The organism is Phytobacter sp. MRY16-398 (genome assembly GCF_003925915.1).
GTDB lineage: Bacteria > Pseudomonadota > Gammaproteobacteria > Enterobacterales > Enterobacteriaceae > Phytobacter > Phytobacter diazotrophicus.
In genome coordinates this window covers 815,788-835,080 of record NZ_AP018756.1, presented here as the reverse complement: position 1 = coordinate 835,080, position 19,293 = coordinate 815,788, and the positions used below count along the sequence as shown (strand labels likewise).

The 19,293-nt window shown below is 54.6% G+C and carries 19 protein-coding genes; 5 read left to right on the top strand and 14 right to left on the bottom strand.

The genetic code is table 11. The annotated features are described in order from the left end of the window. Positions 1-32: 32 nt before the first annotated feature. Together MRY16398_RS04005 and MRY16398_RS04000 are read right to left on the bottom strand one after the other, a co-directional pair. A complete protein-coding gene (locus MRY16398_RS04005; protein ID WP_125123867.1) occupies positions 33-1,742 on the bottom strand; it encodes a fascin domain-containing protein in 1,710 nt (569 codons plus the stop codon). A 670-nt stretch (positions 1,743-2,412) separates the two neighbouring features. Beyond that, positions 2,413-2,997, bottom strand: a complete 585-nt coding sequence (locus MRY16398_RS04000; RefSeq protein WP_110295758.1) for an NAD(P)H-dependent oxidoreductase — start codon at positions 2,995-2,997, stop codon at positions 2,413-2,415. Between the two features lie 115 nt (positions 2,998-3,112). Here MRY16398_RS04000 and MRY16398_RS03995 point away from each other — a divergent pair, with 115 nt between their 5' ends. Beyond that, complete coding sequence (locus MRY16398_RS03995; RefSeq protein ID WP_125123866.1) at positions 3,113-3,706, top strand: TetR/AcrR family transcriptional regulator; 594 nt, start codon at positions 3,113-3,115, stop codon at positions 3,704-3,706. Positions 3,707-3,769: 63 nt separating this feature from the next. Here MRY16398_RS03995 and MRY16398_RS03990 read toward each other — a convergent pair whose 3' ends face one another. The 5 genes from MRY16398_RS03990 to MRY16398_RS03970 all read right to left on the bottom strand — a co-directional run bounded on the left by MRY16398_RS03990 (position 3,770) and on the right by MRY16398_RS03970 (position 10,285). Further along, entirely contained in the window at positions 3,770-4,810 is a 1,041-nt protein-coding gene (locus MRY16398_RS03990) for a substrate-binding domain-containing protein (protein WP_125123865.1), read from the bottom strand. Positions 4,811-4,839: 29 nt separating this feature from the next. Beyond that, positions 4,840-6,249 (bottom strand): sucrose-6-phosphate hydrolase, encoded by a 1,410-nt coding sequence (locus MRY16398_RS03985; protein WP_125123864.1) that lies wholly within the window; start codon positions 6,247-6,249, stop codon positions 4,840-4,842. Then, positions 6,249-7,619, bottom strand: coding sequence for a sucrose-specific PTS transporter subunit IIBC (locus tag MRY16398_RS03980; RefSeq protein ID WP_039078053.1), 1,371 nt, complete (start codon positions 7,617-7,619; stop codon positions 6,249-6,251). The genes MRY16398_RS03985 and MRY16398_RS03980 overlap by 1 nt, the downstream gene beginning before the upstream one ends. Positions 7,620-7,688: 69 nt before the next feature. After that, a complete protein-coding gene (locus tag MRY16398_RS03975) occupies positions 7,689-9,206 on the bottom strand; it encodes a carbohydrate porin (RefSeq protein ID WP_079497112.1) in 1,518 nt (505 codons plus the stop codon). 152 nt (positions 9,207-9,358) lie between these two features. Then, entirely contained in the window at positions 9,359-10,285 is a 927-nt protein-coding gene (locus tag MRY16398_RS03970; protein ID WP_071194562.1) for an aminoimidazole riboside kinase, read from the bottom strand. A 274-nt stretch (positions 10,286-10,559) separates the two neighbouring features. Here MRY16398_RS03970 and MRY16398_RS03965 point away from each other — a divergent pair, with 274 nt between their 5' ends. The 4 genes from MRY16398_RS03965 to fucR all read left to right on the top strand — a co-directional run bounded on the left by MRY16398_RS03965 (position 10,560) and on the right by fucR (position 13,898). Continuing rightward, positions 10,560-11,114, top strand: a complete 555-nt coding sequence (locus tag MRY16398_RS03965) for a DsbA family protein (protein WP_039078056.1) — start codon at positions 10,560-10,562, stop codon at positions 11,112-11,114. A 74-nt stretch (positions 11,115-11,188) separates the two neighbouring features. Beyond that, on the top strand, positions 11,189-12,058 hold the full coding sequence (yghU, locus tag MRY16398_RS03960; RefSeq protein WP_071194560.1) for a glutathione-dependent disulfide-bond oxidoreductase: 870 nt from the start codon (positions 11,189-11,191) through the stop codon (positions 12,056-12,058). Between the two features lie 134 nt (positions 12,059-12,192). Continuing rightward, on the top strand, positions 12,193-13,179 hold the full coding sequence (locus MRY16398_RS03955; protein ID WP_110295752.1) for a sensor domain-containing diguanylate cyclase: 987 nt from the start codon (positions 12,193-12,195) through the stop codon (positions 13,177-13,179). Beyond that, positions 13,176-13,898: an L-fucose operon activator gene (gene fucR / locus MRY16398_RS03950; RefSeq protein ID WP_039078059.1), complete on the top strand. Its 723-nt coding sequence runs from the start codon at positions 13,176-13,178 to the stop codon at positions 13,896-13,898. Before MRY16398_RS03955 ends, fucR begins: the two co-directional genes overlap by 4 nt. Here fucR and hybG read toward each other — a convergent pair. From hybG to hybA, 7 genes are read right to left on the bottom strand one after another with little or no spacing between them, the layout of a single operon-like run. Continuing rightward, positions 13,889-14,143, bottom strand: coding sequence for a hydrogenase maturation factor HybG (gene hybG, locus MRY16398_RS03945; protein ID WP_125123863.1), 255 nt, complete (start codon positions 14,141-14,143; stop codon positions 13,889-13,891). The two genes, fucR and hybG, sit on opposite strands and share 10 nt — an antisense overlap. Positions 14,144-14,145: 2 nt before the next feature. Next, a complete protein-coding gene (gene hypA, locus MRY16398_RS03940) occupies positions 14,146-14,490 on the bottom strand; it encodes a hydrogenase maturation nickel metallochaperone HypA (RefSeq protein WP_071194557.1) in 345 nt (114 codons plus the stop codon). Beyond that, complete coding sequence (gene hybE / locus MRY16398_RS03935) at positions 14,483-14,959, bottom strand: hydrogenase-2 assembly chaperone (RefSeq protein WP_039078062.1); 477 nt, start codon at positions 14,957-14,959, stop codon at positions 14,483-14,485. The genes hypA and hybE overlap by 8 nt, the downstream gene beginning before the upstream one ends. Beyond that, positions 14,952-15,446: a HyaD/HybD family hydrogenase maturation endopeptidase gene (locus MRY16398_RS03930; protein ID WP_110295751.1), complete on the bottom strand. Its 495-nt coding sequence runs from the start codon at positions 15,444-15,446 to the stop codon at positions 14,952-14,954. Before MRY16398_RS03930 ends, hybE begins: the two co-directional genes overlap by 8 nt. Next, entirely contained in the window at positions 15,446-17,149 is a 1,704-nt protein-coding gene (hybC, locus tag MRY16398_RS03925; protein ID WP_039078064.1) for a hydrogenase 2 large subunit, read from the bottom strand. Before hybC ends, MRY16398_RS03930 begins: the two co-directional genes overlap by 1 nt. Continuing rightward, positions 17,146-18,318 carry a Ni/Fe-hydrogenase cytochrome b subunit gene (gene hybB / locus MRY16398_RS03920; RefSeq protein ID WP_039078065.1) on the bottom strand — a complete coding sequence of 391 codons (1,173 nt, stop codon included), beginning with the start codon at positions 18,316-18,318 and terminating at the stop codon, positions 17,146-17,148. The genes hybC and hybB overlap by 4 nt, the downstream gene beginning before the upstream one ends. Further along, entirely contained in the window at positions 18,308-19,291 is a 984-nt protein-coding gene (gene hybA / locus MRY16398_RS03915; protein WP_125123862.1) for a hydrogenase 2 operon protein HybA, read from the bottom strand. Before hybA ends, hybB begins: the two co-directional genes overlap by 11 nt. Between the last annotated feature and the right edge of the window lie 2 nt (positions 19,292-19,293).

Sequence of the window (19,293 nt, the reverse complement as noted above, 5' to 3'; positions counted from 1 at the left end):
CAGGTATGTCCGTTAATTGGCTGGGCGTTGAATTATAAAAACGTCCATTTAACCCATCCGGCGTCGGTTCGTTCATTCGTGACCGGGTAGGCCATTGAATAAGGCGGGTTGCCAACAACGTTATCCATGTAGTAGCTATTTGCCGGGTTGATTCCATAAATGGAAGAAACTCTGCGCACATATGGTCGGTAGGGAAGAGAGCTGGTTCGTGTCTCTCCTCCGCCCATCGCGTCGAAATCGCGGTGGTCAGTGTTGATAGCCTGTCGAAGCGGAACAACATCTTCACCTACAGCGCTCGCCGTCGGGAAAACGGTGCCCCACTGAGTGAGATAACCGCGTGCCATTTTGTAGATAAGCTCAGGTACGGGTGCGACCGAAGCCGATACGTTTGCCGCATCATATTTTGCGTCTGCGGTGTAATTTCCCGCGACGGTGCTGTGCCTGCCGCGTATGGCGTACAGCGTATAGCCCACGGGTTGCGGATAATTGCCTTTCTCCAGAGGGTCGGTCAATTGCGCGTTATCCGCGATGTATTTCCATCTGTCCCACCATAAAACTGAGTTGTAGATTTTGGCGGTATTGTCTTTTCCTGTCATGAGCCCGTTGGGACGAGGGACCAGTGCCATAAAGGGTTTATCACCCGGTTGTATGCACATATCCCAGGCATAGACACCGACATAATTCACCACGTTGGGGGGAAGCTGCGTAAGCATGCTGTACCACTGGCCAGTCCCGGGAACAGGATCGATCGCAAAAATATTGATGGGGATTTTTTTGAGTTGCTCCGAACCGTAGGCATAGATAAACCAGGCCGCCATGATGCACTCAACGGCTCCCCGACTGTGTCCGATAAAATTAAACTGCTGTTTGCCACTTTTGCATGCGATGTTAGCGCCATGCAAAGCCAGTGCCGGGGCTGACCAGCCATCAAGCTGAGTGGCATAAGAATACTGGTCGCCGCCTGAGTAACTTTTTACATAGTTAAGCAGGCTGGAATCTGCATCAAGTGGTCCATTAAAGACCAGCGGTTCACTGTCGTTGCGGGGAACCGCCCAGTCATTCTCACCTACACCACGAACAGAAATACTCGGCGTGACGGCCTGTAATGAGCCGCTGATCTCTTTGTGGATCCGTACCGGAATATAACCCGTATTCGGACAATAGATATTTTTATCACTACCAGGACGTGATACCTCACCTTCATCGCGAGTACAGGCGGTGCCACTAAAGCAGACGGTAAACACAGAAGGAGAGCTTCCTGCCGCAGCCGCTTTTAACACATGTACAGAAGGTTGCTCTGTAAGCGTATCGGGTTCGTTGAGCGGGAGCGGATTGCCGGATTGATCAAGGGGAATAATTTCGAAGATATCATCGTCCGTTGGATTCAGAGAGTTGGCCTGCAAAATAGCACCTGCGGCCTTGATATCGACATACATCTTATTCGCTGCCAGCAGGACGATTTGCTCATCTGAATGCCAGTTGAACATCTCAAAGTTTTCGTTTTCGCCCACCGAGTCACTTATTGCGGCTAATGAATTACTTTCGCCCGGCTTAATTGTCACATACTTTCCATTAAACGCCTGGAGAGCAAAGATCATGTCTTGCTGGTAAACCAACTGAAAAATTTCATTGTTTCCACACGTTGAACTCGTCGCCGCTAATAGATTAGCCCCACTGTCGACAGTAACGTAATGTCCGCTACTCTTTTTCAACGCGATCTTAATCGGTTCTGTACTCATCATGTAGTTCCTTTTTTGAAATTAGAATGACATTCTGACGTTCACAGCCGAGCAAAATAAATTAAGGTACTTTCCTCCTTACTGATTGAAGAGTAATAGGTTATATAAAAATGAATCTTTCCTGGCGCACAGGAATTAACACACCAAAATATCTGATATTTCAGCATCAAACAATTTCGATGTTAGACTGGCTTAAATAACAACTAACCTGGAAGATTAAATAGAGACAAGAAAAAACAACCCAAACTTAGGTAAGTTTTACTGGTATTGTGATAATTATCAGACCACACATTCTCAGAAATGAATCACAAGCAGGCCTTTTTAATATAATGAGCAGGTTATGTTACCAACGCATGTCAGGATGGGAAAATATTGGCTATTAATAGTTAAGCACTAAAAGGAAAGAAGTCAATATAGAAAGAATAATTTACCTCTGCAATGTCAATCCTCAAGAAAACCACGTGCGCGTCGATTCAGCACGTGCATTTATTAATATTAACGCAGCAAATTTCGTCTGAACGGTAAAAAAATAAAATAAATAACATTCTTGAATGTTATAGGAATGATGGTCATCCACAATATAAACATATTTAAAAACATATATTTTCGCAGCAAACATAAGGCCGCAGCAGAGTGAACTACGGCCTTGAGACGGTATCAAAACAGCGTACAACTATGCGAAAACGGCATGCCCCAGCGTCAACGCTTTATCCAGATACGCCTCCCCGCTTCCCAGTTCCGGCAGTAATAGCAGCTCAGACGCTTTCACCTGCGCACCGCAGTAATCAAAAATGCCGTGGGCAATTTGTGCGTGAAAGGCGGCGGTAAAGCCGTGCCGGTCATAGGCGCCCTGGCTTGCCGCGCCGAGGCCAATAATATGGACCGGCAGGCGGCCCAGTTTTTTCACCACCTCTCCTTCGGCGGTCTCTTCATAAGCCCAACCGTTGGTAAACACGCGGTCAATCCAGCCTTTCAGCAGTGCGGGCATTGACCACCAGTAGACCGGGAACACCAGCACCAGCGCATCAGCCTTATCAATTCGAGCCTGCTCTGCCACAATATCCGCCGGGACAGGTGCGGTAAGCTTGAACGCGGCAAAGTCCTGCGCGGTGAAGGTCGGGTTAAAGCCTTCGGCGGTGAGATCGACAATCTCTGCGGTGTGTTGCGGATGAGTGGTAATCCCTTTCGCCATGGCGGCAGCGACACTGTGGCTCAGAGAGTGTGAATCCGGGTGAGAAACGACGATTAAAGCATGCATTTGGCGACTCCTGGTTGCGGGATGGCGTAAGCAAACGTACTCTATATACCAAAGGTAACCTACCAAATAGTAACTTACCTTTGGTATATAAGCATGTCAACGGAGAATTTTTACGATGGGCAGTCAGAGCACACGCCAGCGTTTATCACGGCAGGAACGCTATACCCAGTTGATTGAGGTGGCCTGGCAGATCATTCGGGAAGAAGGCACAGAAGCCCTGACACTCGGCCATCTCGCAGAACGCGCCGGGATCACAAAACCGGTGGTTTATGATCATTTCACCAGCCGTTCGGGCCTGTTTGCCGCACTTTATCGGGAATATGATCTTCGCTCGACGGCACGTATGGACGCACAGCTTAGCCAGACAGAACCTGTGCTGGAGAAGCTCGCAGCGGTCATTGCCGATGCGTACATTGAGTGTGTGCTGCTATCGGGGCGCGAAATGCCAAGTGTCATTGCCGCACTCAGCGGCACGCCGGAACTGGAGCAAATCCGTCAGGAGTACGCCACGACATTTACCGAGAAATGCCGGACGCTGTTTACCCCTTTCTGCAATGGCAATACGTTACAAACACCCGCGCTATGGGCGATGCTCGGTGCCGCAGAAGGGTTATCCTGGGCGGTAGTGATTGGCAAAATCAGCGCGCAGCAGGCGAAGGATGAACTGGTGCAGGCGATCGTGACGATGGTGCGTGGCAGCCAGCAATGATGAACACAAGGGGAAGCCCCTTCCCCTTGTGTTATCAAAATGGTGACACGCGTTGCCGTTACATCAGCCAGCCTGACCAGGCGCTGCGTTTTTCAAACGTTCATTACGCAGGCGCAGTGTGGCGGGCAAAATGCGTTGTTGTTCGGTCGGCTCATTGCCCTCAATCAACTGGGTGATGAGGTCAAAACAGTCATACGCCAGGCGCGGAATGTTCTGCTCGACGGTATCAATACTCAAGGTGAGAGAATCATAGAGATAGTGATCGTCGAAGCTGGCAATGTGAATATCACTTTGCAGTAAATGGTGCTGACTCATATAACGCAACACCCCCTCAAGCAGGCCACATGCCGCCGTGAACAGGGCTTTGGGCGGACGTCCCAGCTTCGCACACAGGGCGGCAAACATTTCGTAGCCGCTGCTGGGGTGATAGTTGCCGTGAATAATCCACTCAGGGCGCAGCGCCACCCCTGCTCTCTCCAGCCCTTGCGTGAAACCCGCCAGACGATCTTTGGTTGGCGACAGTCGCGGTTGCCCACCTAAAAAGTAGATTTCATCCGGATTCGCACGGGCCAGACGTTCAACCAGATCGGCGGTGGGTGTCACCGCATCGGTGATAACCAACGGCAACGGCGTGCTATTCATATGGCGGTCAAACAACACAACGGGCAGTTGCTCGCTGAGTTTCAGGTAATCGGCGTCGTTGAGCATGCTGGAGGCGACGATCAGCCCGTCCACCTGACGGGAGACCAGATTGTTGACCACCACCGACTCCTGGCTGGCGTTTTCATCGGTACAGGAGATAAGAAGCTGCAAGCCCGCCTCACGACACAAGTTTTCCAGTTCATGAGAAAAGGCGGCAAACCCGTGGTTGGTTATCTCAGGGACCACCAGGCCGAGCGTGTGGCTGCGATCCTCGCGCAACAGGCGGGCATGAATGCTCGGCTGATAGTGGTTCTGTTGAGCAAGCGAAAGCACACGCTGACGGGTTTCCTGCGCCACGCGTAACTCTTTACCTCGTCCATTGAGAACCAGACTGGCGGTGGCTTTTGAGACACCCGCCAGCGCGGCAATATCAGTGATGGTAACGCGTTTTGTTTTTCTCACGACAATGCATCGGTTAATGAAACAAGCGGTTATTCTACCATGCAAGGACGTAACGACCAGTATTGCGCCCGCAGTTCGCCACTTCCGCTAAAGGTTATTTGCGCAGGATGTGACGGGAAGTAGCGGCTGCTCATTACGCCAGCGCCCTCATTGATGAAGATCTCAACGCTTGAGCTGTCGCATAAAATTTGCAGCACATTTGCCTCTCCGTCCCAGTAACGCGAGAGCCATTCGCCATTTTCCAGGCTACGACGGTCAAGACGCAGATGGTCTTTATGCCAGTGCAGGATAAGCGTATCGCCAATATTCAGCGTCAGCTCACCTTCGCTCTCGACCCATAGCTCCAGGCTCCTGGCATCCATCACCGGTGCGTCATCCACACGCCCTGCAAAACGGCGCTCATTTTCGCGCAGCGCCTGCAATTCCCTGACCGGCTGTTGATACAACTTACCGTTGCGGTTGGAAAGCTCGCGCACGCAGGTCATTTGATGGATCCAGCCCTGCGCTACCGTCGGCTGGCGCATCTCTTCGCCATCCGGCACCCCCATCCAGCCCACCAGCAGGCGTCGACCGTCAGCGCTTAAGGTGGTTTGCGGGGCGTAAAACTCAAATCCGGCGTCAAGCTCATGCAGCGCGCCATGTTCAAATGTCGCCTGTTCAGGGGTGAATGCCCCACTCAGGTACGCGCTCGGGTGGGTATTAAGGAAACGGTGCGCTTCACGTGCCACCCCTTGCGGGCAACAGATGAGGAAAGTATCAGCGCCCAGAGTGAACAGGTCCGGGCACTCCCACATGTACCCTGCGTCGCCTAGCTCACCGAGGCCGCTTCCCGCCAGTTCGCCGAGCATCTGCCAGTGGTGCAAATCGTCGGAACGAAGCAGCAGCACTTTGCCGCGTAGCGCCAGATCCTGGGCGCCGAGCACCATGTACCACTGGTTTTCATGCTGCCAGACTTTCGGATCTCTGACGTGCCCGGTGTAGCCCTCCGGCAACGCGATGACGGGCCCCAGCTTATCAAACCCGCCTTCGGCGTTCTGCACCGCCAGACATTGCCAGGCCGTGCGACCACCCCCGGCGAATTTCACGTTGCCGGTATAACACAGCGTCAGTGCGCCCTGGTTGTTGACTGCGCTACCGGAATAGCAACCGCTGCGGTCATACTCCTCTTCCGGCATTAGCGCTATCGGCTCATGCTGCCAGTGCAGTAGATCCGCTGAACTCCAGTGCCCCCAGCATTTGTGATTATGCTGACAGCCGAGCGGGTTCCACTGATAAAACAGATGAAACCGCCCCTGAAAATGGATAAAGCCGTTGGGGTCATTCAACAGCCCCGTCGCCGGGGCCAGATGCCAGGCCGGATAGTGACTGTCTCGCAGTGCTTTCGGTTGGCCTTTAAGTACTGACAGTAAAATCTTCGGCAACAGGGCTGATGGCGTCATTATTCGGAGTCCGTTTTGTATTTAAGCAGGTAAGAGATAACAAAGGCGACGCTGAAAGCAATCACCATCCCGATAGCATAATTCAGTAACGAGCTGGCCTGTACAATCGCCATGCCCGGAATGCCCGTTAACCCTACGGCTGTCATATAGACATGGACCGAGACCACCCAGGCACCGCCAACCGCCCCACCAATCAACGCTGCAATAAAGGGTTTTACAAAACGCAGGTTGATACCAAAAATAGCGGCTTCTGTAATGCCAAGGAGCGCCGAAAACGCCGATGGCAGGGTAATGGCTTTGATTTTGGCATCTTTGGTTTTGAACCACACCGCCAGACAAGCACCGCCCTGAGCCACGTTGGCCATCGCCCAGATAGGCAGCAGGAAGTTCACGCCAATGGACGGGTTGCCCAATAGCCCCGCTTCGATCGCATGGAAACTGTGATGCACGCCGGTAATGACAATCACCGAATAGAGACCGCCGAACAACAACCCTGCCAGCCAGCCGGCATGGGTGATGAGCGTGCTCAACACAAAGGAGATACCGTCACCCAGCGCACGCCCCGCCGGACCGATGACCAGCAGCGCGACAAAACCGGTGATAATAACCGTCAAAAACGGCGTCAGAATCAAATCCAGCGCGTCAGGAATGACCCGGCGCAACTGTTTTTCCAGGACACTCATAAACCAGACGGCAAGCAGCACCGGGAAGACCGTGCCCTGATAGCCGATCATCGCCACTTCGATACCAAAAAAGTTCATGGTATGGAACCCGGCGGCTACGCCCCAGGCGTTGGTCAGCGCCGGGTGCGTCAGAATGCCGCCCAGCGTCGCGCCCAGGAAGGGGTTACCGCCAAATTCACGCGCCGCGGTGAAACCAATCAGGATAGGCAGAATAATGAACGCCGCAGAGCTGAACATATCCAGCATGATATAGAGCGCGTTTTCCGGATTGACCCAGCCGTAGGTTTTCACCATTCCCAGCAGCCCCATCAACAAACCCGACGCCACGATGGCTGGGATGATCGGGACGAAAATGTTCGACAACAAACGGGCCGCGCGCTGGAACGGATTCAGTTTGCGGGCAGCGATGGCAGCGGCCTCGGACTTGCTCGTTTCGCCAATACCCGCCTCTTTGATAAAGGCGGCATAGACTTTATTCACCACGCCAGTGCCGAAAATAATCTGCAACTGTCCGGCATTGCGAAAACAACCTTTCACCCCTTCAACCTTACCGATCGCCGTGGTGTCTGCTTTAGCATCTTCCGCCAGAACCAGCCGCAGTCGCGTAGCGCAATGCGCTGCGCTGACGATATTGTCCTTGCCGCCCAGCAGCGGTAAGAGCGAGCGGGAAATCTGTTCAAAGTCCATATAAGCCCCTGTTTTATGGAGATTTGTAATAATTAGCGCGTCAAGAAGCCCCTTAACGGGGCTTCATTATCAGAACCAGGTTTCCATCTGCACGCCGAAGGTCCATTCGCCGCCAGACTTAAAGCCGTTGCTACCCAAAGCATCATCGCTGGCATAGTTGTCCAGCTTGTGATCCCAATCCATCCAGGAGGCGAAAAGACGCAGTTCCGGACGTTTCAGGAACTCACCCACATCACCCGCTTTCAATGTTGGCGCAACGGTGAGTTTGTAGAAGCTGCCGTTGACCGCATTGCGGCTGTTGTACCCCTCCGGTTTGAGATCCATGTACTGATAGCTGCCTTCATACTGCATCTCGAAATTCTGCGTCAGTTCCTGTATCAGTCGCATGTTAACCGTCGCCCACTCGTAGCTGTCGCCTTTGACGTAACGGTCTTTGCTGCTCTGTGCCAGTACCGCAGGGGCAATATGCCAGCCACCACCCAGTGGGGTCATACCGTAGGTCGCCAGACGCCAGGTATCGGCCTGAGGTAACAGCGCGCCATCCGCCCCTACTGTTTTCACCTCAGCACCGAGGCCATGGCCGTAAAGCAGCGCAGTTTTCGACATCCCCTCACGCAAGCCATAGAAACTTTCGTTGTGCAGCCCTAACAGCGCATGGACACCGGTGTTAGCCGCATCGCTTTTCACTTTGTTGCCATCGAGGTCGAGGCGGTCGTTGTTGTCTTTTGCACGCATGCCGCTAACCATCGCCTGCACCGGGCCAAAGTAGTTGTTCAGCGTCAGGATGTAGTTCTGGGCATTATTTTCACTGTTTTCGATATCGCCAAAGGTGCGGCCATAGAGTGAGAAGTTGCTACGCGCGTTATCACTCCACTTCATGTCATAGATACCTGCGCCGGTCCCGGCGAGGAAAATCACGTCCGAATCAAGCCAGTGAATATCGAAGTTATCGCGGTCAAAGCGTTTTCCCGCCCAGACGGTAGTGTCTTTAAACGCGCCGGTGAAGGTGGGCAGATGGCCCAGCTCGGTAAAGGCCTGACGCAGGTTGAGGTCGCTGCTCGATGCCGTCCAGTCGTTGTAGCTGCGCTGCCCGTCGGCCAGCATCACTTTAAAGCGCGTGGTGGCACCGTTAGCCAGCGTCTGTTTATGTTCAAGATTCATCTCAACATAGGTATCCGGTTCGTTGCCCAGACGCCCGACATGTCCACCCGTTTCACCGGCTGGCGTCATCCCTGGCCCACCCTGGGTTTTAGCCGCGGAGTCGCTCATCAGCAGCCCCGAACGGGCATAGCCATGGAACTCAAAGCCACCTTCCTGTGATGATTTCTGCTCCAGTTGCGTGGTGCGCTGCGCCACCTCAGCCGTGGTGGTCTGCGTTTTCTGCTGCTCGGTTGCCACCTTTTTCGCCTGTAACTCGGCGGCTTCTGCTCTTTTTTCTGCGTTAGTCGCCCGTTGTTCGGCGGCCTGTAAACGTTGTTCCAGCGCGGCAAGACGCGCCTCTATGCTGCTATTTCCCGCCTCTGCTGCAAGGGAAGAACCCGACCCCATTAACAAACCAAGCGTGATAGCGAGCGTGCTTTTTCTCATTGTTTTTGCGTCCCTATGAAAGAGGTAAGAGTGCTGAATATTTTGCTAAACCGGTTTAGTCGCGAATCATAATCGTGGTTAATTTCAACCTGCAAACAAATTAGCTAAACCGGTTTAGTGAATGTGAGGAGGGTCGCAAATCGTTATGGAAATCAGCCCTGCGGCGCCATCAACGCCGCAAGATGGGGCAGCGCGGTCATCGCCCCTTTCGCCGTGGTCGCCAGTGCACCGCATCGCTGCGCATACTTAAGGCCCAATGCCAGATCTGGCTCGCTTTGGGGTAAACCTGTTTGCGCCAGTTGCCACAGCAACCCGGCCACAAAGGCATCACCCGCACCGGTGGTATCCACGCTAGTTACAGGCACGCAGGGATAATGGAAAATGTCGCCCTGGAAGAGCGCCTGCACGCCAGCTTTGCCCTGAGTGACCAGCAAAAGTTTGATCGCAAAACGTTCTGCCAGCGTTTTCATCGCGACACGTAAATCCGTGGAGGCCGTCATGAAAGCCAACTCTTCTTCTGAGAGTTTGACCACATCGGCCAGAGCGAAGGCACGCTCCAGACACCGCTGCAGCATCTGCGGATCCTGCCAGAGATCGGTTCGAATATTAGGATCAAAACTGACGAAGCCGCCTGCTTCACGTATGCGCTGCATGGCGAGTAACGTCGTGGTCCGCGAAGGTTCAGCCGAGAGCGCAATAGAACAGCAGTGTAACCACTCCCCCTGCCGGAAAGCTGGCAAATCATCAGCCTGCAAGAAAAGATCGGCGCTGGGGCGCACCATGAAGGTGAAGGAACGCTCGCCTTCGTCGTCAAGGGCGACGACAACGGTGGATGTCCGCTGTGCCTCGTCAAAGGTCATATAATCCGTGTTCACCTTTTCCTGACGTAGCGTGTCGTACATAAATTTGCCAAAAGGATCCTGCCCCACCCGACCGATAAAACCGCTTTTCCCTTCCAGCCGCGCAATGCCCACGGCGACATTGGCCGGGGCTCCCCCCGCGCACTGCATTAATCGCCCGTCGCCCTCTGGCAACAGATCAACAACGGCATCACCCAGACACCAGACTTGAGCTGACATGGTTTTCTCCCAGTAGAATGTATCGCTAAAATCTAATTAAACCGGTTTAGCAAAGCAAATCTATTCTGCTGCCAATGCAAAATGAGGTGCGCTACATCAAACACAGGGTCTCGCCTGGCGGTCTGCTTGTGGCATTGGCTTTTTGGGCGGTTTAGCCGTCACTCCTGCCAAATTCATCAATTCCAGTGCCTCACGAAATCACATCCTGATATTCTCTTTGGTCATCGCAACGTTCACATCTGCCACAACATCGTGCTAACCATCAGGAGTCAACATGAGCCAACCGTTACATGCCGAGCCGCTGGTCTGGGGTCACGGCCCACGCACTTTTGAAGTTTTTCTGGAACCCACCTGTCCGTTCTCCGTGCGCGCGTTTAACAAACTGGATGCGCTGCTAAAAGAAGTGGGTGAAGACAAGGTGACGGTAAAAATTCGCCTGCAATCGCAGCCCTGGCATTTGTTTTCTGGCGTCATTGTGCGCTGCATTCTTGCCGCCTCCACGCTGCCCAATGGTCGCGATGCCGCACATAAGGTGATGCAGGCGGTTGCCGACCACCGGGAAGAGTTCGAGTTTACCGACCACTGCAGCGGCCCGAATATGGATGCCACCCCGCAGCAGATCATCGAGCGAATTGAAAATTATAGCGGCGTGAAGGTGAGCGAAGCCTTTGCGCGCCCGGAATTGCAGGCGGAAATCAAATGGCACTGTAAGTATGCGCGCCAGAACGGTATCCACGTCTCCCCCACCTTTATGGTCAACGGACTGGTACAGGCGGATCTGGGCAGCGGTGATGATATCAGCGCCTGGGCGGCGCGTATTCTGGCCTGATCGGAGCGGGGAAACACGCCCCTATCCGACGGCTGCTACACTGCTTCAATACCTTAACGAAAAGGCAGGTCAACATGTCAGAGAACACCTATCAGCCCCCAAAAGTCTGGACGTGGGATAAAGACAGCGGCGGCGGCGCGTTTGCCAATATCAACCGCCCCATTTCCGGCGCGACCCATGACAAAGAATTACCCGTGGGTAAACACCCGCTACAGCTTTATTCGCTGGGTACGCCGAACGGCCAGAAAGTGACGATCATGCTCGAAGAGCTGCTGGCGAAGGGCGTGAAAGAGGCGGAGTATGACGCCTGGCTCATCCGCATTGGTGAAGGCGATCAGTTCTCCAGCGGCTTTGTGGACGTGAACCCGAACTCCAAAATTCCGGCGCTGCGTGACCACTCCACCACCCCGCCAACGCGCGTATTTGAGTCCGGCGCCATTCTGCTGTATCTGGCAGAGAAGTTTGGTCACTTCCTGCCCAAAGACCCCGCCGGGCGGACTGAAACACTGAACTGGCTGTTCTGGCTGCAAGGCTCCGCGCCGTTCCTCGGCGGCGGCTTTGGCCACTTCTATAATTATGCGCCGGTGAAAATCGAGTACGCTATCAACCGCTTTACGATGGAAGCCAAGCGCCAGTTAGATGTGCTCGACAAACAGCTCGCAACGCACAAATTCGTGGCGGGTGACGAATACACCATCGCCGATATGGCCATCTGGCCGTGGTATGGCAACGTGGTGCTGGGCAACGTTTACAACGCCGCCGAGTTCCTTGAAGCCAGTGGCTACCAGAATGTTCTGCGCTGGGCCAAAGAGGTTGCTGAGCGTCCTGCCGTGAAGCGTGGGCGTATGGTCAACCGTACCTTTGGTGAGCCGAGCGAACAGTTGCACGAACGCCACGATGCCAGCGATTTCGACACCCACACCGAAGACAAACGCAACGGCTAACCCCCCTCTTCCCGGACGGCAAGCGTCCGGGAATTCCTTTCCCAGGCCAGCCTGAGACTGTTTTTATCACATCGTATTTACAACCTCTGATATAACCAGTAAGAATGCCTTTTATTTACCCATAATCACGCCAAATGTCTGAAAATGCGTTAAAACAGCAGATCCAGAATCTGAAAAAGCATAACGCCCGTCTGGTGCGAATTGCGCGTGATGCCCGTAACAAGCTCAGCGCGGCGCTGGATGGCACGGGCCTCTGTTTATGGCAGCTTGATGTGCCCAGCGGGAAACTGATTATCTACAACCGACGCTGGGGATCGATGCTCGGCTATCAACCAAAAGAGCTCAGCGCCCACTTTGATGTCTGGAAAGAGCACCTGCATGAGGATGACCGCCAGCGCGTTCTCGATGCGTTTTACGACCACCTCAACGGCAAAACCCCGTTCTATGAAGCGCTGCACCGTATGCAGCATAAAAACGGCACCGTCACCTGGGTGCTGGACCGTGGGCGTGTCACTGACCGGGACAGCGACGGCAAGCCGTTAAAGGTCACCGGTACCCACATCGACATGACCAAAGAGAAGCAGTATGAAGAGCAGCTCGCGGCGCTGGCGAACCACGACCCGCTGACCGGGCTGGCGAACCGCCACGCGCTGATTCATCATTTCGATACGCTCAATGCGGCTGGCCCGTTGTGCATAGCGTTTATCGATCTGGACGATTTTAAAGTCGTCAACGACACCTTTGGTCACCGTAGTGGTGATGAATTGTTGATACAGTTAAGTCGGCGCCTGCGTGAAGCCTGCCCGGAAGGGTCAGTGGTAGGGCGTCTGGGGGGCGATGAGTTTGTCCTGCTGCTACCGTTTGCGCTCAACAGTTTGCTTATCAACAGCACCGCGCATAATTGCCTACACGCCGCGCTAACGCCCTTCGAACTGGATAATGGCGAGGCACAGGTGGGAGCATCCATCGGTATTGATGAAGTACAGCGCGGCGACGATTTTGTTAACGCACTACGCCGCGCAGACCAGTCGATGTATCAGATAAAACATACCGGTAAAAATGGTGCAGCCATTGGTCACACGCTGCTGTCCCTTTCATACCGGCAGGCGGAACCGACATGAAAATGACACGCCAGGCTTCGTTGATTCAGCTACTGGCAGAACATGAGACATTGACCACCGACGCACTCGCCGGGCAGCTTGGCGTCAGCAAAGAGACCATTCGTCGGGATCTAAAAGCGCTACAGACGCAGGGAAAAATTGTGCGCCGCCACGGTCGGGCGCGATTACTTCACACGCCGCAACAGAGTGATGGCGAGCCGTTTTACGCCCGACGTAAAAGCCATTATGCAGATAAAGCCGATATTGCCCGCCACGCCCTGAACTGGATTGAGCAAGGGATGACGCTGGCGCTGGATGCCAGTTCGACCTGTTTTCATCTGGCGCGCCAGTTGCCGGATATCCCCCTGACAGTCTTTACCAACAGCCTGCCCGTTTGCCAGGAGATGGCGCGCCGCCAGCATATCAATCTCATCTGCTCCGGCGGGCGGCTGGAGCGGCAAAATCGCTGCTACGTGAACCCGGCGCTGGTCACAATGCTGAAATCGCTTGAGGTCGACCTGTTTATTTTTTCCTGCGAAGGGGTGGATGCCAGCGGGGAGATGTGGGATTCAACGAAATATAACGCCACCTATAAAGCGCACCTTCTGCGGCGTGCAAATCAGTCTTTATTGCTGATTGATAAAAGTAAATTTTACCGGGCCAGCGAGGCGAAAATCGGTAATCTGGCGCTGGTCACCCAGATGATTACCGATGCCAAACCCGGTCTGGTTCATCTTTGAGGTTCGGTGAAATCCATATCCAGTTCGCGCAGGGCTTCCAGCGTCGCCAGGGCTTCTTCCTCATCAATCACGCTCATGGCAAACCCCACGTGCACCAGCACCCACTGACCAGGCAGCGCGGCGGGTTCGCTTTCACACACCAGCATAATATTCACGTCGCGGCGAACGCCGCAGACATCGACCTGCGCCAGATGATGAGCGCTTTCACCGACGCTCACCACCTGGCCGGGCACACCAATACACATAGCTACTCCTGATCGACTTCGATACTTTTGATTTGCATGCCGCTGTCGTTTTCCCGCTGCAAGCCGGGGCTGTGGCAATGCGGGCACACCTCATCCCCGCTCACCTCAACGCTTTCGTTGCAGTTCCAGCACCAGGCCAGCGAAGGACGCTGTGAAAGATGCAACTGACACCCTTCTGCCACCGTTCCCCGGCAGGTTATCTCAAAGCCAAAACGCAGGGCGCTCTCCTCGATACAGGCAAACGCCCCCAGTTCCAGCCAGACGCCCGTTACCCGCTTTGCCCCATGCTGCTGAGCCTGTTGTTCAAGGATCTCAACCAGGTTCTGGCACAGGGAAAGCTCATGCATACTCGCCGCCTTTAAGGCCAGCAAACAGGGCTCGGCGGCTGAGCTGCGGGTCACGCACCGGCAGAGAAAGCACCATGCGCAGGCAATCCTGGGCCAGCGTTTTCCCCTGCCCGACACAGAGATCGTGCGCCAACGGCGACATCAGTGAACAGGCGCAGTACTGGGATATCCCATCCAGTTCGCCGACGGTAAACATCATCTCGCCAAAGGGAAGTTGCAGGCCGATCTTCTCCCCCACTTTTCGCGGGGGCCAGCACTGATCCGGGCCGGGAAAGATAGCCAGGCTCAGCATCCAGGGCGTCAATACGCAGCCGATCCATTGCCCTTCAAACAACGTAAAGCCGGGGACAAAAACCGGCATAGTCGGATGTAAAAAGGGCAAATCCTGCATCTCATCTGTGGCAATGCGCGCAAACGCTGCTTCCACCAGTTCATGTGGGGAATGTTGAAAACCGAGGAAATCAGACATACGCGCGCTCCCGTAATGCCGGTGTTACGCCGGATTCCTGTAGCGCCATAAGTACCGCCTGTAACGCAGGCTCCAGGCTTGCCTCAACGATTGGCGTCAGCCCGATGTTCGGCTCCAGCGAGTGGGGAATCACCCCCACCAGGGTAATGTTATCCGGGAATTCGCCGGTAAAGCGCAGGGCGGAAAGGACATCAGATAGCCCCAACTGATGGGGCGAGATTTTATTGTTGAATAGCACCGGCACCTCTTCATCACGCAGGAGAAGCAGCGCGCCCGGCTCGCTTTTGCGCGACACGATCGCATCAACGATGATCAAGTGGGTGCGATTCGCCATGGCTTCCAGCAACTCCATGCCCGCAGTGCCGCCGTCCAGTACCTCTACGCCTTCCGGCATGACATAACGCTGCTCCAGCGCTTCAATAACGCGAACGCCAATGCCTTCGTCGCTCAATAAAATGTTACCGACACCCAGTACCAAAATACGCATCACAGCACCTTCACCGAGACAACATCGTTACCGTCCGCGTCGACAACATGCACCGCGCAGGCCATGCAAGGGTCAAACGAGTGGATGGTACGCACCACTTCCAGTGGTTTATTCGCATCCGCAATCGGAGTGCCAATCAGCGACTGCTCATACGGCCCGATATCGCCATTAGCATTACGCGGACCGGCATTCCAGGTCGACGGCACTACCGCCTGGTAGTTGCTGATTTTGCCGTCCTTGATAACCATCCAGTGCGACAACATACCGCGTGGCGCTTCCAGGAAACCCACCCCTTTAAACTCGCCCGTCGCCGGAATATCCGGTTTCACGAACGTCACGTGGTCGCCTTTGCCGATATTGGTAATCAGCGCCTTGTATTGATGCTGCAGGATATGCTGTAGCTCGCAGGCGTGAACGGTACGGCCAATCACGCGGCCAAGTGTGGAGTGCAACTGCTCGACGCCAAGGGTTTTCCCGGTAAGTTTCTGGTAGATAGCAATGATATCGTTAAGTTTTTCCCAGGTCGTTTCCCGTTTCGCGGCCAGCTTATTGAGCATGTTCGCCAGCGGGCCAACTTCCACGGTTTTGCCATAGAAGGTGGGGGATTTCACCCAACTGTATTTACCCTCGTCCTGCCAGCCCGTATAGGCAGGCACGGTCGTCCCTTCCCACGGCGCCTGCGGCTCCTCATCTTTATACCAGGCGTGTTTCGCGCTCTCCTGAATCCCCTTGATCAGATATTCGTCACTGTGGGAAGTGATTTCACGACGGGTAGCGAGGTCCCCGTTGGCAATGTAGCCTCCGGGGAAAAGGAAGCTGCCATTCTGGGCATCAGTAGGGAATTCCGGCGCGCTCAGATAGTTAACCGCGCCTTTGCCCATCGTCAGCCATTCCGGGTAGAACGCCGCGATCACCGCCGTATCGACCTTGTAAACCTGCTCGACAAAGTCTTCCAGCCGGTCAATAAAGGTTTTGATGTACATCAGGCGCTCAAGATTGAGCACGCCCAGCCCATCGAGGTTAATCGGGTTAGCCACGCCGCCAACCGCCAGGTTCTGGATATGCGGGCTTTTGCCACCAAGCAACGCCACCACGCGGTTGGCATCACGCTGACACTCGAGCGCCTGCAGATAGTGCGCCACGGCAATCAGGTTAATTTCCGGCGGCAGTTTCATTGCCGGATGTCCCCAATAACCGTTGGCGAAAATGCCTAACTGCCCGCTGGCAACCAGCGCTTTGATTTTCTGCTGCACTTTGGCGAACTCTTCGGCGCTGTTTAGCGACCAGTTCGAGATGCCTTTTAACAATGCCGACGCTTTTTGCGGATCGGCCTGCAAAGCCGAGGTGATATCTACCCAGTCGAGCGCGGAGAGCTGGTAGAAATGCACGATATGGTCGTGGGTGGTGTGCGCCGCCAGAATAATATTACGGATGTACTGAGCGTTTAGCGGCACATTGATTTTCAACGCGCTTTCCGCCGCACGCACCGAGGAAATCGCATGGGTGGTGGTGCAAACGCCGCAAATGCGCTGCACGATCATCCACGCGTCGCGCGGATCCCGCCCCTTCACAATCTCTTCCATTCCGCGCCACATGGTTCCCGATGCCCAGGCACGGGAAACCACGCCGTTTTCAATTTCGCAATCAATGCGTAAATGACCCTCAATACGGGTCACCGGATCGATGGTGATACGTTGACTCATGCTTTACTCGCCTCATGGCTTTCTGATTGTTTTAACGGGGGAATTATGGGTAACAGGCGGATAAGTAGGATGTACGCGCAAATCTCCGTTGCCACAAAACCAATGGAAATGATCAGCTCTTCAGCCGTTGGGAAGTAGTGGTAGCCGTCACCGGGGTTGAATGCCAGTAAAGAGTAGGACAGACGCCACAGCGCACAACCCAGCAGCATACTCACCGCACCGGTAAACAGGAACCGGGCGTCGTTGCGCAGGCGCGGCACACGAAACACCACCAGCGGGAAAGCCAGCAGCAGTATTTCGGCCCAGAACATCAGGCTGTAACCATCCCCGGCAAAAGCGAACGACAGTTTGTTACGCCAGATAAGCTCGCCAAAGCGCGCCACCAGAAACAGCGCCAGCAGCACGCTCAACGTACCGGTAAGTTTACTGAACAGGTGCCGTTCATCCGGCCCGTTTCCTTTTAACCCCGCCTGTAGCAAAGAACCTTCAAAAATGAGGATGGAGAAGCCCATAATAAATGCCGTCAGCAACGAGAAAAGCGGCAGCATTTCATAGCTTTGCCATAGCGGATGCACTTTGTGTCCGGCGGCAATCATCAGCGATCCCATTGACGACTGGTGCATGGTGGGCAGTAACGCACCCAGCGCAATGATGAAAAACATCACTTTATTGAGCCGTTTTAGCGACACCTTCCAGCCCAGACGCTCCAGCAAAGCAGGGGCAAACTCCAGCGCCATCACGCCGATATAAATCGTCATGCACACCGCAGTCTCGAACAGCACCGAGTTGACGTTAAAATGGCCCGGAATGTAGAAATACGGCAGGTTCCAGTAACGACCAACGTCGACGGTAATGGATAAGCCCCCCAGCGAATAACCGAACAGGCTGGCCAGCAGTGCCGGACGCACCAGCGGATGATATTCGCCACGATTAAAGGCATAGACCATCCAGGCGAGCGCCCAGCCGCCACAGGCGAAACCGGTGCCGATGAGCAAGTCGAAGGCGATCCAAATCCCCCACGGATACCCACCATTCAGGTCGGAAACGGATCCCAGACCGAAAACCAGGCGCTTGAGGATAAACAGCCCGCACAAGACGATCAGCGGCCCAAACATATAGATCGGTTTACTGAGTAACTTTCCGCCAAGCGGCTGCGGATCATGATGCATCGTCATCCCCTCCCTTATGGTCATCGCTTCGGGTATGGCGATACACCAGCGCGGTCAAACCCGCAAGAACGGCCAGCGGCAACATCATCCCCTTGTACACCGTATGCTGAATGTTTTCTGAACGCGCACCGGTCGAAATATCATCCAGCTCCGGCAAGCCCAGACAGGTATAAGGCACGCCCGTCAGTACCATGACCTGCGTGCCTCCCCCTTCATGCTCGCCATAAAGGTGCGGATGATATTTCGGGACTTTGCGAACGTTAGGATCGTTGGCATCCAGCGTCTGGCGCGGGTAAGAATATTCACTGCCGGGTTGCAGTTTCAGACGCTTTTGCGCCTCGGCCAGCAACGCTTCGCGCGTACCGAAAATCACCGCGCCGGTTGGGCAGACTTCGACACACCCCGGCAGCCCCCCTTTGTTGAGCCGCTCCACGCCCGCCTGATTACAGAGCTCACATTTATGCAGCGCGCCGAAGGGGTTGTTGTAATCATACTTCGGCACGTTGTAGGGACAGGCAACCATGCAATAGCGGCAACCGGTACAGACGCTGGCGTCGTAATGGACGATGCCGGTTTTGGGATCTTTTTTCAGGGCCGAAACCGGGCAGACAGAAACACAGTTCGGGTCAACGCAGTGCATGCACTGTTTTTTGATGTAGGCATAACCGTCTGTCGGCTGATCTTTATACTGCGCCGTACCGCTACGCCACACCTGGATAATATTATTGGTATAGGGGGTGAGTTTGGCATTATTCGACCAGGTCTGTTCGCCCTGTGGGTTACGTGCCGGGAAGTTGATATCCTGACAGCGGGTGACGCACGCCTGGCAACCGACACACAGGGTGGAGTCGTAGAGCATTCCCCACGCGCCCGGTATCGCCGGGCGGTTATGCACAGCGGCGGAAACGGGTAGTGCTCCCCCCGCCAGTAGCGCTCCGCCGGAGGCCACCTTCAGAAAGTTACGTCTGTTCACGG